Below are 13930 nucleotides of genomic sequence, written 5' to 3' on the forward strand. Positions count from 1 at the left end.
TCTTGATGAATCAATGAAGGCAGGAGTCGGTAAATGAGCTATCAGCACCAGTACGTCGACGGCACGCGCATTCACTTCCCGATCGGGAAAGTCGTGTGCATTGGCCGTAATTACGCCGAACACGCCAAGGAACTGGACAACCCGGTGCCTACCGAGCCGCTGCTGTTCATCAAGCCCGGCAGTTGCGTGGTGCCGCTGGACGGTGGTTTCAGCATTCCGACCGAGCGCGGCTCGGTGCACTACGAAGCGGAAATCGCCGTGTTGATCGGCAAGCCGCTGTCGACCAAACCCAGCCGTGAAGAAGTGCTGGATGCGATCTCCGGTTTCGCCCCGGCGCTGGACCTGACCCTGCGCGACAAGCAGGCCGAGCTGAAAGCCAAGGGCCTGCCGTGGGAAATCGCCAAGTCGTTCGACGGCGCGGCCGTGCTTGCGCCGTTCGTGGTTGGCAGCACCTTCGCGGACCTGACCGACATCGGTATCCGCCTGACCATCAACGGTGAGGTGCATCAGGACGGCAACAGCAGCGCGATGCTCAACCCGATCGTGCCGATGATCCAGTACATGGCCGGCTGCTTCTCGCTACAGGCCGGTGACGTGATCCTGACTGGCACACCGGCTGGCGTCGGCCCGCTGAATGTCGGCGATGAGATCGTCCTCGAACTGGTTGGCGCCAACAGCTTCAACAGCAGCGTGCGCTAAGCGCCACACCCTGTGGGAGCGAGCCTGCTCGCGAAGGCGTCAGGTCAGTCGACATCATTGCTGACTGACATTCCGTCTTTGCGAGCAGGTTCGCTCCCACATGGTTTTTGCTGCCCTGAAGATTGGTGGCAGCAAACGTCAATCCCGCCATTTGCCGTTTTTTTCACATCCTGTCTGGATAATTCCCGCAATTCTGGCGTCCTAGCCGGCCTCTTTATGCTATTACCCATAGCCTGAATTTTCGGAAAGCGTCCCTTGATGTCATCTCAAACTCAGCTCAAACCCCTACGCCGGTCGCGTTTCGCCATGCGCTGGTATTCCTGGTTGCTGCTGGCGATTGCCGCCGCGTACGGCTTGGCGTTTGCCATGCATTGGGATGACCGGGGTTTGCTGTGGGTGCTGGAACGCTTTGAAAGCAAGGCCGAGCAAAAAGAAAGCATCTGGCTGCCGGACTATCGGGTGGTGATTGATGCCAAGTCATTGCCGGGCATGGAGAAGGACGAAGCATCGGACCTCGCCTACAACCCGCAGACCAAAACCCTGTTTTCGGTGATGGGCAAGAATCCGTTCCTCGTCGAACTGAGCCTGCAAGGCGAGGTGCTGCGCAAGATGCCGCTGGTGGGCTGGAGCAATCCGGAAGGCCTGAGCGCCATGGAAAACGGCCTGATGGCGATCGTCGATGAGCGCCAGCACATGCTGTCGATCGTCAAGGTCGATGCCGACACCCGTGAACTGAACATCGCCAATTTCCCCAAGTACGACCTCGGCCCGTCGAAAGACCAGAACAAGGCCTTCGAAGCGATCACCTGGGACCCGCGCAACCAACAATTGCTGCTAGGTGAAGAACGGCCACCGGCGCTGTTCACCTGGAAAAGCGATGGCGGTCAGACCCTGAAAGGCGACAAGCAGAAGCTGTCCAGCGATGAACTGGATATCCGCAATCTCTCTGCGTTGGCAACCGATCCGCGCACTGGCCACCTGCTGGTGCTGTCCGCCGATTCTCACCTGTTGCTGGAACTGGACGAGAAGGGCGAGCAAGTCAGCTTCATGACCCTGCTCGGCGGTTTCAACGGCTTGAAGAACACCATTCCCCGCGCCGAAGGCGTGACCATGGACGAGGCGGGCACGCTGTACATGGTCAGCGAGCCGAACCTGTTTTATCGCTTCGAAAAGCACAAATAACTCACTCTCTGTAGGAGCTGCCGAAGGCTGCGATCTTTTGATCTTGTTGTTAAAGATCAAGATCAAAAGATCGCAGCCTTCGGCAGCTCCTACACAGGTTGTCTTGTGGTTCAAGGCAAGTGGCCATTAAGCTTCAGTTCAGTCAGGCGTGATATTTCATCCGCCTGCCTTGATTCCGAGCCCGCCCGAATGCGTCGACTTGCCCGCCCCAAACCGCTGTTGCTCATCTTTTCGGTGATTGCCCTGATCGCGCTGCTCGCGATCGGCCAATACATGCGCCTGTTCGAACGCGCCTGGTTCAACCTGCACACCTTATGGCAGCCGCTGAGCAGCGAGGCCATTGGCCTGGATCAGTATCGCGTGGACATCGAAGCGCGCGTCATCGACGGGCTCGACGACGATGTGTCGGCACTGACCTACGATCCGGTGCGCGACAGCCTGTTCACCGTGACCAACAAGAATTCCGAACTGGTTGAACTGTCGCTGGAGGGCAAGATCCTGCGGCGCATCCCGCTGATTGGCTTCGGCGACGCGGAGGCAGTCGAGTTCATCAGCGCCGATACCTACGTGATCACCGATGAGCGTCAGCAGCGACTGATCAAGATACATCTGGAAGAAGACACCACCTTCCTCGACGCGGCGGACGCCGAGCAGATGACCCTCGGTGTACACATGGCCGGCAACAAGGGGTTTGAAGGTCTGGCATACGACTCGGTGGGCAAGCGCCTGTTCGTCGCCAAGGAGCGCGACCCGATGCTGATCTACGAAGTGCACGGCTTTCCTCACTTCAATTCGGAAAAGTCCTACGCGGTGCACGTGATCAACAACCCGAAACGCGATGCCGGGATGTTCGTGCGCGATCTGTCGAGCCTGCAATACGACGAGCGCAGCGGCCATTTACTGGCGCTGTCGGATGAGTCGCGGCTGATTCTGGAGCTGGATGTCAACGGTCGCCCGCTCAGCACCATGTCGCTGAACAAGGGCCGGCAAGGCTTGCAGAACACCGTGCCGCAGGCGGAAGGCATTGCGATGGATGATGACGGGACGTTGTATCTGGTGAGTGAGCCGAACTTGTTTTACGTCTTCAAAAAACCAGCCCCGAACTAACCAACAATACAAAAAACTGTGGGAGCTGGCTTGCCAGCGATGGCTGTCTGTCAGTCAACTTTGTAGTTGAGTCTGACGGCCTCATCGCTGGCAAGCCAGCTCCCACAGGTTTATTTGTATGCCCAATATTTGTGGGCCATCAGGCTTACTCAGCCTTGAGGGTTTTCACACCTTCACTGGTGCCCAGCAACAGCAAATCCGCCGGACGCGCCGCGAACAGCCCGTTGGTCACCACGCCGACAATTGCATTGATCTGCGCTTCCAGCTCCACCGGGTTGGTGATCTGCAGGTTGAACACGTCGAGGATGATGTTGCCGTTGTCGGTCAACACGCCTTCGCGGTACACCGGGTCGCCGCCCAGTTTCACCAGTTGGCGGGCAACGTGGCTGCGGGCCATCGGGATCACTTCGACCGGCAGCGGAAACTCGCCCAGCACCGGCACCAGTTTGCTGGCGTCGGCGATGCAGATGAAGGTCTTGGCCACGGCCGCTACAATTTTCTCGCGGGTCAGGGCTGCGCCGCCGCCCTTGATCAGGTTCAGGTGTGCGTCGCTTTCGTCGGCGCCGTCGACGTAGAACTCCAGGTCGCTGACCGTGTTCAGCTCATACACCGGAATTCCGTGGCCCTTCAGGCGTGCGGCGGTGGCTTCGGAGCTGGCGACTGCGCCATCGAACGCGCCCTTGTGCTTTGCCAGCGCATCGATGAAGCAGTTGGCGGTGGAGCCGGTGCCGACACCGACGATGCTTTTGTCGTCGAGTTTCGGGAGGATGAAGTCGACGGCGGCCTGCGCCACTGCCTGTTTGAGTTGATCCTGGGTCATGCGGGCTCCGGAAGCGGGCAAGGGGAGAACGGAAAGGCCGGCATTATAGCCTCAAGACTGTCTAAAACCTCTGGATTCGTGTGGTCGTGTGCCCAAAAGCCGGGTTAGACTCCGTGGTCCCGCCCAACCCGCTCAGTGATGCTTTCCGATGCTCGAACAGTACGTCAAAAAGATCCTCACCTCGCGCGTTTATGACGTTGCCGTAGAAACCCCGCTGCAGAATGCTCGCCAGCTCTCCGAGCGGCTGGGTAATGACATTTGGCTCAAGCGCGAAGACTTGCAGCCCGTGTTCTCCTTCAAGATTCGCGGCGCCTACAACAAGTTGACCCAGTTGACCGACGAAGAGCGCGCCCGTGGCGTGGTCACCGCGTCGGCGGGCAACCATGCGCAAGGTCTGGCCCTGGCGGCGAAAGTGCTGGGCGTGAAAGCCACCATCGTCATGCCCAAGACCACCCCGGAAATCAAGGTCGAAGGCGTGCGTTCGCGTGGCGGCAAAGTGGTGCTGCACGGTGATTCGTTCCCGGAAGCCCTGGCCTACTCGCTGAAACTGGTCGACGAAAAAGGCTACGTCTACATCCACCCGTACGACGATCCGCATACCATTGCCGGGCAGGGCACCGTGGCGATGGAGATTCTGCGCCAGCACCCGCAACCGCTGGACGCGATTTTCGTCCCGGTCGGCGGCGGCGGGTTGATTGCCGGCATCGCGGCTTACGTGAAATACCTGCGTCCGGACATCAAAGTCATCGGCGTCGAGCCGGACGATTCCAACTGCCTGCAAGCGGCGATGGCTGCTGGTGAGCGCGTCGTGCTGCCGACCGTGGGCATCTTCGCCGACGGCGTGGCGGTGGCCCAGATTGGTCAGCACACCTTCGACATCTGCAAAGACCATGTCGATGAAGTGATCACCGTGAGCACTGACGAAATCTGCGCGGCGATCAAGGATATCTACGACGATACCCGCTCGATCACCGAACCTGCCGGCGCCTTGGGTGTGGCCGGGATCAAGAAGTACGTCGAACAGCGCGGCGTCAGCGGCAAGACCTTCGTCGCCATCGATTCGGGTGCCAACGTCAACTTCGATCGCCTGCGCCACGTCGCCGAGCGTGCCGAACTGGGCGAGGGCCGCGAAGCGATCATCGCCGTGACCATCCCCGAGCAGGCCGGCAGCTTCAAGGCGTTTTGCGAGGCCATCGGCAAGCGCCAGATCACCGAATTCAACTACCGCTACAACACCGGCAGCGAAGCGCACATCTTCGTTGGCGTGCAGACGCACCCGGAGAACGACCCGCGCAGTGCATTGCTGGCGAGCCTGACCGAGCAGGGTTTTCCGGTGCTGGACCTGACTGACAACGAACTGGCCAAGTTGCACATCCGCCATATGGTCGGTGGACGCGCGGCGCACGTGGTTGATGAAGTGGTACTGCGCTTCGAATTCCCGGAACGACCGGGCGCGCTGTTCAACTTTCTCAACAAGCTCGGCGGGCGCTGGAATATCTCGATGTTCCACTACCGCAACCACGGCGCGGCGGACGGCCGTGTGGTCGCCGGCCTGCAAGTACCCCACGATGAACGTCATCTGGTGCCGGCGGCGCTGGCAGAAATCGGTTACCCCTACTGGGACGAAAGCGACAACCCGGCCTATAAGCTGTTTCTTGGCTGAGCGACTACGCTGATGGGCATGACCCAAGGAAGAGAAATACATGGAAACCCTGACAACCCTGAAAGTCCTTCACGTCGCGGCGACCGTGGTCATACTCGCGAGCGGGCTGGTACTTGCCGCTCTGACCTGGCGTAATCGCAGCGAAGGGTCGGCCAGCACGATGCAGCGTCCGTGGCTGTTTATCTGGTGTTTGATGCTGATCGGTATGCTGAGCATGCCTTTCACCGGCTGGTGGCTGGTGCACCTGATCGGCTGGCCGCTGGGGCAGTTCTGGATTCTGGGGTCCAGCGTGATCTATGCCGTGGCCACGTTCAGTGCGGTCTGGTTGCTGGTGCGGCTTAATCGGCTGTGGACAACCGGGGTAGGCAACCGCAAATTCAACCTGGCGCTGGCCATTGTGAGCGGCGTCGGATTTCTCGCCATTGCGGCGTTGATGGGGGCCAAGCCGGTTTAAGGCTTGAGACCGAGTCGACCCAAATCGCTGGCAAGCCAGCTCCCACAGGTTTTTGAGGTGTCCACAAAATTTGTGTCCACTGATAGTCCCTGTGGGAGCTGGCTTGCCAGCGATGGCGTCATCAGTCGCGCAGAGTCATTACCGGCCAGCCACGCTTCTGGGCTTCGGCGCGCAAATTCGGATCCGGATCAACCGCTACCGGATTCGCCACCTGCTCCAGCAGCGGCAAATCATTCATCGAATCGCTGTAGAAATAACTGTCTTCCAGCGAATGCCCGGTCTCTTCCAGCCAACGATTCAGGCGCGTTACCTTGCCTTCACGGAAGCACGGAACGTCGGTGCTGCGCCCGGTGTAGCGGCCATCAATCATTTCGCATTCAGTGGCGATCAGGGTTTCAACACCCAAACGCGCAGCGATCGGCGCGGTGACGAAGCGGTTGGTCGCCGTGATGATCACCAGTTTGTCGCCGGCGTCGCGGTGCTTTTTCAGCAGTTCCAGCGCCTTGGGCAGCATGATCGGCTCGATGCAGTCGCGCATGTAGTCGCGGTGCCATTGATCGAGCACGGCCATGTCGGTGCGGCCGAGGATCTCCAGGCAGAAGTTCAGGTACGCGGCGTTATCCAGTTTGCCGGCCAGGTAATCCTGATAGAACTCGTCGTTGCGCGTTTTGTACGCAATCGGGTCGAGGAAGCCGCGCTCGCACAGATAGTCGCCCCAGGCGTGATCGCTGTCGCCGCCCAGAAGGGTGTTGTCCAAATCGAATAGAGCCAGGCGCATTGCAGTTACCCGCTGATAAGTCTGTAAAAAGGCGACAAGAATACGGTCTTTTCACAAGAGTGCACATAAGGTAGGAAGCTTCGTTGCCGCCTTATGAACCTTTGTGGAACAATGCGGCGACATGCGTTTGCGAGGTTGTGCCCGTGATCGACCCCGATGGTTTCCGCCCCAATGTCGGGATCATTCTGACGAATGACGCCGGCCAGGTGCTATGGGCTCGCCGTATCAATCAAGATGCCTGGCAGTTTCCGCAAGGGGGAATCAACCCTGAGGAGACGCCGGAAGACGCCTTGTACCGCGAGCTGAACGAAGAAGTTGGCCTGGAACGTGAAGATGTTGAAATACTGGCCTGTACCCGAGGCTGGTTGCGCTATCGTTTGCCGCAACGTCTGGTGCGTACCCACAGCCAACCGCTGTGCATCGGCCAGAAACAGAAATGGTTTCTCCTGCGCCTGATCTCCAACGAGCAGCGGGTGCGGATGGATTTGACCGGTAAACCGGAGTTCGATGGCTGGCGTTGGGTCAGCTATTGGTATCCGTTGGGCCAGGTGGTGACATTCAAGCGCGAGGTGTATCGCCGCGCCCTCAAAGAGCTTGCCCCGCGCCTTTTAGCGCGCGACTGACGACGGAGTTCGACCCCGAGCCATGCTCAATACGCTGCGCAAGATCGTCCAGGAAGTTAACTCCGCCAAGGATCTCAAGGCGGCGTTGGGGATTATTGTGTTGCGCGTCAAAGAGGCCATGGGCAGCCAGGTCTGCTCGGTCTACCTGCTTGATCCCGAGACCAACCGCTTCGTCCTGATGGCCACCGAGGGCTTGAACAAGCGCTCGATCGGCAAGGTCAGCATGGCACCCAACGAAGGTCTGGTCGGTCTGGTCGGCACGCGTGAAGAACCCCTGAACCTCGAAAACGCCGCGGATCACCCGCGCTATCGCTACTTCGCCGAAACCGGCGAGGAGCGTTATGCCTCGTTCCTCGGTGCACCGATCATTCACCACCGCCGCGTCGTCGGCGTGTTGGTTATCCAGCAGAAAGAGCGTCGCCAGTTCGACGAAGGTGAAGAAGCCTTCCTCGTGACCATGAGCGCGCAGCTCGCAGGCGTTATCGCCCACGCCGAGGCTACGGGGTCGATTCGTGGTCTGGGCCGTCAGGGCAAGGGTATTCAGGAAGCCAAGTTTGTCGGCGTGCCGGGCTCGCCGGGTGCGGCGGTCGGTACCGCGGTGGTCATGCTGCCGCCTGCCGACCTGGACGTGGTGCCGGACAAGACCATCACCGACATCAACGCCGAACTTGGCTTGTTCAAGACCGCCATCGAAGGCGTGCGCGCCGACATGCGCGCACTGTCCGCCAAACTGGCGACCCAATTGCGCCCGGAAGAGCGCGCGCTGTTCGACGTCTACCTGATGATGCTCGACGATGCCTCGCTGGGCAGCGAAATCACCACGGTGATCAAGACCGGCCAGTGGGCGCAGGGCGCACTGCGCCAAGTGGTCACCGAACACGTCAACCGCTTTGAACTGATGGACGACGCCTACCTGCGCGAGCGGGCATCGGACGTCAAAGACCTCGGTCGCCGTCTGCTTGCCTACCTGCAGGAAGAGCGTCAGCAGAATCTGGTCTACCCGGAAAAAACCATTCTGGTCAGCGAAGAGCTGACCCCGGCGATGCTCGGCGAAGTGCCGGAAGGCACGCTGGTCGGTCTGGTTTCGGTACTCGGTTCGGGCAACTCCCACGTCGCGATCCTGGCCCGGGCCATGGGCATTCCGACGGTAATGGGTCTGGTCGACCTGCCGTACGCCAAGGTCGACGGTATCGAATTGATCGTCGACGGCACACGCGGCGAGGTCTACACCAACCCCAGCGAAGTGCTGCGCAAGCAGTTCGCCGAGGTGGTGGAAGAAGAGAAACAACTGGCGCTGGGTCTCGACACCCTGCGCGACCTGCCCTGCGTGACCCTCGATGGCCACCGCATGCCGCTGTGGGTCAACACCGGCCTGCTGGCAGACGTGGCGCGGGCGCAGAAGCGCGGCGCCGAAGGTGTCGGTCTGTACCGCACCGAAGTGCCGTTCATGATCAACCAGCGCTTCCCGAGCGAAAAAGAACAACTGGCGATCTACCGTGAGCAGCTCGCCGCGTTCCACCCGCAACCGGTGACCATGCGCAGCCTCGACATCGGCGGTGACAAGTCGCTGTCGTACTTCCCGATCAAGGAAGACAACCCGTTCCTCGGCTGGCGCGGGATCCGCGTCACCCTCGACCACCCGGAAATCTTCCTGGTGCAGACACGCGCAATGCTCAAGGCCAGCGAGGGCCTGAACAACCTGCGCATTCTGCTGCCGATGATCTCCGGCACCCACGAACTCGAAGAAGCCCTGCACCTGATCCACCGGGCCTGGGGCGAAGTGCGGGACGAAGGCACCGACGTGCCGATGCCGCCGATTGGCGTGATGATCGAGATTCCGGCAGCGGTGTATCAGACCAAGGAACTGGCGCGGCAAGTGGACTTCCTGTCGGTCGGCTCCAACGACCTGACCCAGTACCTGCTGGCAGTCGACCGCAACAACCCGCGCGTCGCCGACCTCTACGACTACCTGCACCCGGCCGTGCTGCAAGCCTTGCAAAACGTGGTGCGCGACGCCCATGCCGAAGGCAAGCCGGTCAGTATCTGCGGCGAGATGGCCGGTGATCCGGCAGCGGCGGTGCTGTTGATGGCGATGGGTTTCGACAGCCTGTCGATGAACGCCACCAACTTGCCGAAGGTGAAGTGGATGCTGCGTCAGGTGAACCTGAGCAAGGCCAAGGAGTTGCTGGCCGAGCTGATGACTATCGACAATCCGCAAGTTATCCACAGCTCACTGCAACTGGCGCTGAAAAATCTCGGTTTGTCGAAGATGAATCCGCCGGCGGTCAACAAGGCCCTCTAAAAGGCCAATGGCCTCATCGCTGGCAAGCCAGCTCCCACAGGGATCTTCAGTGAACACGACATCTGTGAGCACCCAAGAAACCTGTGGGAGCTGGCTTGCCAGCGATGGCGTCAGTCCAGACGCCGCCTAAATCAAAATCTCCACCTCGCCCAGATGCCCGCCATACGGCCCAAAACTGCGCTCCACCATCCGCCGCGTCCCATCCGCCTGCACAATCAGCGCTGTACTCGCCCGCGTCCCGTAACTCTGGCTGGCAATAAACACACTCGACAGCAGTGATTCAGTCGCAAGCCCCACGCCGGTATCCGGCAGCTCGGCAAACGGCGCTGTCTGCGCATCGCCAAGCAGCTCCAGCAACCGCGCAGGCGTCGGATCCTCCAGCACTACGCTCAACGCTGCCTTGGCCTTGAGCAACTTCGGCCACGGCGTATCCAGCCCGGCATTGGATAGTCCGTAGACCCCGGACTCCAGCATCACCGGCTCGGACATCCGCGCATTGAAGTGCCACAGTTCATGGTGGTTGCCGAGCAGCAGGTTGAAACCCGCATAGTCCGGCGAGCGGTCGACCACGTCAGCCAGGTAATCCTCCAGCGACTGATCCCCCGTGAGAAACCCGGCCACCAGCTCGCCCCGCGATTTACGCGCCGGTGACTGATGCGGGTCACGAATATTGGTCAATGCGGCGAAGCGCCCATTGGCGCCGATCCCCAGCCAGGAGCCCCCGGCCTCGAGATCACGCCCGGCATGCACGTGTGGCGCCTCCGGCCATTGCGCCAGCGGCAGGCTCGGGCGGGCGTAGAACTCGTCACGGTTGGCTGCGACGATCAGCGGTTGAGCATGGTCCGGGCGCCAGGCGAAAACGATCAGGCACATAAGGTGGTCCTTGTGTGTTTTTTGCTCACTCTACGCATCCGGCGTCCGCGCATCCATCGCAAGTGGAGCCGAAGGGTGTGCATCCGTTACCATGCCGCTCCGGTTTTGCGGATGCGTCAGGGAGACGGTCATGGAATTTCTGCTTTATCTGGCGCTGGGCGCCTGTGCGGGCGTGTTGGCCGGGCTGTTCGGGGTTGGCGGCGGGATCATCATTGTCCCGGTGCTGGTGTTCAGTTTCACCTTGCAGGGCTTTGATCCGTCGATCCTCACGCATCTGGCGGTCGGTACTTCGCTGGCGACGATCATCTTCACCTCGGTCAATGCCGTGCGTGAGCATCATCGACGAGGCGCGGTGCAGTGGCCGATTTTTGTCTGGATGGCGGTCGGGATCCTGATCGGTGCTGGTTTGGGCGCCCTGACTGCCGAAGCCATTTCCGGTCCGAACCTGCAGAAAATCATTGGCGTGTTCGCCTTGGCGATTGCGGTGCAACTCGCGCTGGACGTCAAACCCAAGGCCAGCCGCACGGTGCCTGGCAAGGCCGCGCTGGCGGCGGCCGGCAGCGTGATAGGTTGGGCCTCGGCGATTTTCGGCGTCGGTGGTGGCTCGCTGACCGTGCCGTTTTTGACCTGGCGCAGCGTACCGATGCAACAAGCGGTCGCCACGTCGTCGGCCTGCGGGCTGCCGATTGCGCTGGTCAGTGCTTTAAGTTTCATGATTTTGGGGTGGCACGATGTGCGGTTGCCGGCCCATAGTCTCGGCTTTATCTATTTGCCGGCGCTGCTGGGCATTGCCCTGACCAGCATGGTCTTCGCGCGTTTTGGCGCGCGGCTGGCCCATCGGTTGTCGGCGAAGTTGCTGAAAAGACTGTTCGCCGCTTTGCTGTTCTGCGTGGGATTAAGCTTTCTGCTTTGACCGCGTGGCAATCCTGGCTTAATCCTGAGGTGGCAGCGTCGCCCGGGAATTCTGCTTTCAACTCTAACGAGGAGTCGCAATGCTGCCTTACCCGCAGATCGACCCGGTGGCCCTGGCCATCGGTCCGCTGAAAATCCACTGGTACGGTCTGATGTACCTGATCGGCATTGGCGGTGCGTGGCTGCTGGCGTCGCGCCGGCTCAACCGCTTCGACCCGACGTGGTCCAAAGAGAAGCTCTCCGATCTGATCTTCTGGCTGTCGATGGGCGTCATTGTTGGCGGACGTCTGGGCTATGTGCTGTTCTACGACCTGAGCGCGTACCTCGCCAACCCGATGCTGATTTTCGAAGTGTGGAAGGGCGGCATGTCGTTCCACGGCGGTTTCATCGGCGTAATGCTTGCGGCCTTGTGGTTCGGCAAGCGCAATGGCAAGTCGTTCTTCCAGCTGATGGACTTCGTCGCGCCGATGGTGCCGATCGGTCTTGGCGCCGGGCGTATCGGCAACTTCATCAACGCCGAACTGTGGGGCAAGGCGACCGACGTGCCGTGGGCCATGGTCTTCCCGCCGTTCAGCGACCCGGCACAATTGCCGCGTCACCCGTCGCAGCTGTATCAGTTCGCGCTCGAAGGCGTGGCGTTGTTCCTGATCCTGTGGATCTTCTCGCGCAAACCGCGTCCGACCATGGCCGTTTCCGGCATGTTCGCGCTGTTCTACGGCATCTTCCGGTTCATCGTCGAGTTCGTCCGCGTCCCGGATGCGCAACTGGGCTATCTGGCCTGGAACTGGCTGACCATGGGTCAGGTGCTGTGCGTACCGATGATCGTCGGCGGGTTGTTCCTGATCTGGCTGGCCTATCGTCGCGCGCCGGCAGCACCACTCGCTCCGACGGCTTAAACTACGAACCCCGGCGCGCGACGCCGGGGCTCAAAGGACACAGGTAATTCATGAAGCAATATCTCGAACTGGTCTCGCACGTCATTCAGAACGGCACCAAGCAGGCCAACCGTACCGGCATCAACACCATCAGTTTTCCGGGGGCGATGCTGCGTTTCGATCTGCAGGAAGGTTTCCCGGCGATCACCACGCGCAAGATGGCCTTCAAATCGGCGATCGGCGAGATGTGCGGGTTTCTGCGTGGTGTGAACAACGCGGCTGAATTCCGCGCGCTGGGCTGCAAGGTCTGGGATCAGAACGCCAACGAAAACGCGCAGTGGCTGGCCAACCCGTTCCGTCAGGGCGACGACGACCTCGGCGAAATCTACGGCGTGCAATGGCGCAAATGGCCCGCGTACAAGCAGATTCCGCTGAGCAACACCGCCGCCATCGAACAAACCTTGAGCAACGGCTACAAGCAAATCGCTCAGGGCGAAGAAGACGGTCAGGCCTATGTGGTCCTGTACAAAGCCATCGATCAGGTGCGCCAGTGCGTCGACACGATCATCAATGATCCGGGCAGTCGCCGCATTCTGTTCCACGGCTGGAACGTTGCTCAGCTTGATGAAATGGCCTTGCCGCCGTGCCATCTGCTGTACCAGTTCCACCCGAATGTCGAGACCAAAGAGATTTCTCTGACCCTCTACATCCGCTCCAACGATCTGGGTCTGGGCACACCTTTCAACCTGACAGAAGGTGCCGCGCTGCTGAGCCTGATCGGTCGCCTGACCGGTTACACGCCACGCTGGTTCACCTATTTCATCGGTGATGCGCACGTCTACGAAAACCACCTGGACATGCTCAACGAACAGCTTAAGCGCGAGCCGTTCGCCATGCCGAAGCTGAAAATCTCGGATCGTGTGCCGGAGTTTGCCAAGACCGGTGTGTATCAGCCTGAATGGTTGGAACTGGTTGAGCCGAGCGATTTCTCGCTGGAAGGCTACGAGCACCACGCGCCAATGACTGCGCCGATGGCGGTCTGAGGCACAATACAAACCCCCTGTGGGAGCGAGCCTGCTCGCGAAGAGGGCGTGTCAGTCATAGAGATGTCGACTGATACACCGCTTTCGCGAGCAGGCTCGCTCCCACATTTGGTTTTGTGTACGGCTCAATGGCCGTGACTACGGCCCACGTGGGAATGCTCAACTTCCGTCGCCACAACCCCGCCACTCACTTCCAGTCGCTGCAAAATCCCGCACTGATCCGCCATCGGCCCTTCGCCACAACGTTGGCGCAGGTCGAGCAGTTGCGTCTGTAATGCCAGCAATCCATCGATTCGCGCCTTCACGTGCTGGATGTGCTCGTCGATCAGCGCATTGACGCTTTCGCATTGATCCTGCGGGCTGTCGCGCAAGGCGAGCAGGCTGCGGATCTCTTCGAGGGTCATGTCGAGGGTGCGGCAGTTGCGGATGAAGGTCAGTCTTTCGGCGTGGGCCTGGGTGTAGACGCGGTAGTTGCCTTCGCTGCGGGCCGGTTCCGGCAGCAGGCTTTCACGTTCGTAGTAGCGGATGGTTTCCACGGCGCAATCGGTCAGTTTGGCCAGTTCTCCGATCTTCATGACGGCAATCTCCAAAAGGGTGCT

14 protein-coding genes are annotated in these 13930 nt (G+C 60.4%); 10 read left to right on the forward strand and 4 right to left on the reverse strand.

Going from position 1 to position 13930, the window contains the following annotated elements; translation table 11 throughout:
* The first annotated feature begins 33 nt into the window (after window positions 1–33).
* The 3 genes from JJD74_RS26335 (at window position 34) to JJD74_RS26345 (ending at window position 2988) form a co-directional block, all read left to right on the forward strand.
* Window positions 34–699, forward strand: a complete 666-nt coding sequence (locus JJD74_RS26335; RefSeq protein WP_200617153.1) for a fumarylacetoacetate hydrolase family protein — start codon at window positions 34–36, stop codon at window positions 697–699.
* 258 nt (window positions 700–957) lie between these two features.
* Entirely contained in the window at window positions 958–1881 is a 924-nt protein-coding gene (locus tag JJD74_RS26340; protein ID WP_200617154.1) for an SdiA-regulated domain-containing protein, read from the forward strand.
* A gap of 189 nt (window positions 1882–2070) precedes the next feature.
* The gene (locus JJD74_RS26345; RefSeq protein WP_042561620.1) at window positions 2071–2988 is read left to right on the forward strand and encodes an SdiA-regulated domain-containing protein; all 918 of its coding nucleotides are present in this window, start codon (window positions 2071–2073) and stop codon (window positions 2986–2988) included.
* A gap of 145 nt (window positions 2989–3133) precedes the next feature.
* Here the strand turns inward: JJD74_RS26345 and rpiA are convergent, their stop codons facing one another.
* Window positions 3134–3808 (reverse strand): ribose-5-phosphate isomerase RpiA, encoded by a 675-nt coding sequence (rpiA, locus tag JJD74_RS26350; protein WP_042561619.1) that lies wholly within the window; start codon window positions 3806–3808, stop codon window positions 3134–3136.
* A gap of 148 nt (window positions 3809–3956) precedes the next feature.
* Between rpiA and ilvA the strand changes: the two genes are divergently transcribed.
* Together ilvA and JJD74_RS26360 are read left to right on the forward strand one after the other, a co-directional pair.
* Entirely contained in the window at window positions 3957–5471 is a 1515-nt protein-coding gene (gene ilvA, locus JJD74_RS26355) for a threonine ammonia-lyase, biosynthetic (RefSeq protein WP_042561618.1), read from the forward strand.
* Between the two features lie 40 nt (window positions 5472–5511).
* Window positions 5512–5925 (forward strand): DUF2269 family protein, encoded by a 414-nt coding sequence (locus tag JJD74_RS26360; protein ID WP_200617155.1) that lies wholly within the window; start codon window positions 5512–5514, stop codon window positions 5923–5925.
* A gap of 121 nt (window positions 5926–6046) precedes the next feature.
* On the opposite strand, the gene JJD74_RS26365 is transcribed toward JJD74_RS26360, so the two are convergent.
* Window positions 6047–6703, reverse strand: a complete 657-nt coding sequence (locus JJD74_RS26365; RefSeq protein ID WP_047304015.1) for an HAD family hydrolase — start codon at window positions 6701–6703, stop codon at window positions 6047–6049.
* Between the two features lie 143 nt (window positions 6704–6846).
* Between JJD74_RS26365 and JJD74_RS26370 the strand changes: the two genes are divergently transcribed.
* Both JJD74_RS26370 and ptsP read left to right on the forward strand, forming a co-directional pair.
* Window positions 6847–7326 (forward strand): RNA pyrophosphohydrolase, encoded by a 480-nt coding sequence (locus tag JJD74_RS26370; RefSeq protein WP_003229203.1) that lies wholly within the window; start codon window positions 6847–6849, stop codon window positions 7324–7326.
* 22 nt (window positions 7327–7348) lie between these two features.
* The gene (gene ptsP / locus JJD74_RS26375; protein ID WP_042561615.1) at window positions 7349–9628 is read left to right on the forward strand and encodes a phosphoenolpyruvate--protein phosphotransferase; all 2280 of its coding nucleotides are present in this window, start codon (window positions 7349–7351) and stop codon (window positions 9626–9628) included.
* Between the two features lie 126 nt (window positions 9629–9754).
* Here ptsP and JJD74_RS26380 read toward each other — a convergent pair whose 3' ends face one another.
* Window positions 9755–10501, reverse strand: a complete 747-nt coding sequence (locus tag JJD74_RS26380) for an NRDE family protein (protein ID WP_200617156.1) — start codon at window positions 10499–10501, stop codon at window positions 9755–9757.
* A 130-nt stretch (window positions 10502–10631) separates the two neighbouring features.
* On the opposite strand from JJD74_RS26380, the gene JJD74_RS26385 reads away from it, so the two are divergent.
* The 3 genes from JJD74_RS26385 (at window position 10632) to JJD74_RS26395 (ending at window position 13331) form a co-directional block, all read left to right on the forward strand.
* Window positions 10632–11414, forward strand: a complete 783-nt coding sequence (locus tag JJD74_RS26385) for a sulfite exporter TauE/SafE family protein (RefSeq protein ID WP_200617157.1) — start codon at window positions 10632–10634, stop codon at window positions 11412–11414.
* A gap of 79 nt (window positions 11415–11493) precedes the next feature.
* The gene (gene lgt / locus JJD74_RS26390) at window positions 11494–12309 is read left to right on the forward strand and encodes a prolipoprotein diacylglyceryl transferase (protein ID WP_200617158.1); all 816 of its coding nucleotides are present in this window, start codon (window positions 11494–11496) and stop codon (window positions 12307–12309) included.
* A gap of 50 nt (window positions 12310–12359) precedes the next feature.
* Window positions 12360–13331 carry a thymidylate synthase gene (locus JJD74_RS26395; protein ID WP_034153704.1) on the forward strand — a complete coding sequence of 324 codons (972 nt, stop codon included), beginning with the start codon at window positions 12360–12362 and terminating at the stop codon, window positions 13329–13331.
* A gap of 125 nt (window positions 13332–13456) precedes the next feature.
* On the opposite strand, the gene cadR is transcribed toward JJD74_RS26395, so the two are convergent.
* Complete coding sequence (gene cadR, locus JJD74_RS26400; protein ID WP_115147089.1) at window positions 13457–13906, reverse strand: Cd(II)/Pb(II)-responsive transcriptional regulator; 450 nt, start codon at window positions 13904–13906, stop codon at window positions 13457–13459.
* Window positions 13907–13930 lie beyond the last annotated feature (24 nt).

Origin of the sequence: Pseudomonas sp. MF6776, from assembly GCF_016613125.1 — a bacterium.
Classification (GTDB): domain Bacteria; phylum Pseudomonadota; class Gammaproteobacteria; order Pseudomonadales; family Pseudomonadaceae; genus Aquipseudomonas; species Aquipseudomonas iridis.

What these genes read in the sequence shown, in the direction of transcription:
- JJD74_RS26335 (WP_200617153.1), top strand. Translation starts at nt 34, where the DNA reads ATGAGCTATCAGCACCAGTACGTCGACGGCACGCGCATTCACTTCCCG.
- JJD74_RS26340 (WP_200617154.1), top strand. Translation starts at nt 958, where the DNA reads ATGTCATCTCAAACTCAGCTCAAACCCCTACGCCGGTCGCGTTTCGCC.
- JJD74_RS26345 (WP_042561620.1), top strand. Translation starts at nt 2,071, where the DNA reads ATGCGTCGACTTGCCCGCCCCAAACCGCTGTTGCTCATCTTTTCGGTG.
- rpiA (WP_042561619.1), bottom strand. Translation starts at nt 3,808, where the DNA reads ATGACCCAGGATCAACTCAAACAGGCAGTGGCGCAGGCCGCCGTCGAC.
- ilvA (WP_042561618.1), top strand. Translation starts at nt 3,957, where the DNA reads ATGCTCGAACAGTACGTCAAAAAGATCCTCACCTCGCGCGTTTATGAC.
- JJD74_RS26360 (WP_200617155.1), top strand. Translation starts at nt 5,512, where the DNA reads ATGGAAACCCTGACAACCCTGAAAGTCCTTCACGTCGCGGCGACCGTG.
- JJD74_RS26365 (WP_047304015.1), bottom strand. Translation starts at nt 6,703, where the DNA reads ATGCGCCTGGCTCTATTCGATTTGGACAACACCCTTCTGGGCGGCGAC.
- ptsP (WP_042561615.1), top strand. Translation starts at nt 7,349, where the DNA reads ATGCTCAATACGCTGCGCAAGATCGTCCAGGAAGTTAACTCCGCCAAG.
- JJD74_RS26380 (WP_200617156.1), bottom strand. Translation starts at nt 10,501, where the DNA reads ATGTGCCTGATCGTTTTCGCCTGGCGCCCGGACCATGCTCAACCGCTG.
- JJD74_RS26385 (WP_200617157.1), top strand. Translation starts at nt 10,632, where the DNA reads ATGGAATTTCTGCTTTATCTGGCGCTGGGCGCCTGTGCGGGCGTGTTG.
- lgt (WP_200617158.1), top strand. Translation starts at nt 11,494, where the DNA reads ATGCTGCCTTACCCGCAGATCGACCCGGTGGCCCTGGCCATCGGTCCG.
- JJD74_RS26395 (WP_034153704.1), top strand. Translation starts at nt 12,360, where the DNA reads ATGAAGCAATATCTCGAACTGGTCTCGCACGTCATTCAGAACGGCACC.
- cadR (WP_115147089.1), bottom strand. Translation starts at nt 13,906, where the DNA reads ATGAAGATCGGAGAACTGGCCAAACTGACCGATTGCGCCGTGGAAACC.